Origin of the sequence: Salifodinibacter halophilus (assembly GCA_012999515.1) — a bacterium.
Classification (GTDB): domain Bacteria; phylum Pseudomonadota; class Gammaproteobacteria; order Nevskiales; family Salinisphaeraceae; genus Salifodinibacter; species Salifodinibacter halophilus.
On record JABEEB010000022.1, the window covers coordinates 1 to 442 of the forward strand.

1 protein-coding gene is annotated in these 442 nt (G+C 69.5%); it reads left to right on the forward strand.

Annotated features, from left to right (window positions below):
* Positions 1-442 (forward strand): DUF11 domain-containing protein (locus HKX41_10485; protein ID NNC24560.1); only part of this gene is annotated, 442 nt, incomplete at both ends.

Consider the following 442-nt stretch of genomic DNA (forward strand, 5'->3'; position numbering starts at 1 on the left):
CGGGCACCTACGTCGCTGGCACCGGCGTGTGGGCGATCGGCACCCTGGCCAACGGTGCCAGCGCCACGCTGCAGATCGTCGCCACCGTGCGTGCGACGGGCAGCTACGTCAACACCGCGACGGCGACCTCGACCACGGGCGATCCGACTCCGGGCAACAACACCTCGACCAGCACGCCGACGCCGGTGGCTTCGGCTGATCTCGCGGTGACCAAGACCGCGTCGAACGCAACGCCGACCGTGGGCACCAACGTCACCTTCACCGTGACCGTGACCAACAACGGTCCGTCCGGTGCTGCGGGCGTCAACGTCAACGACCAGCTGCCGGCCGGCTACACCTTCGTTTCGGCGACGCCGAGCGTGGGCACCTACAACAACGGCACCGGTGTGTGGGCCGTGGGCGCGCTGGCCAACGGCGCCAATGCGACCCTGCAGATCGTCGC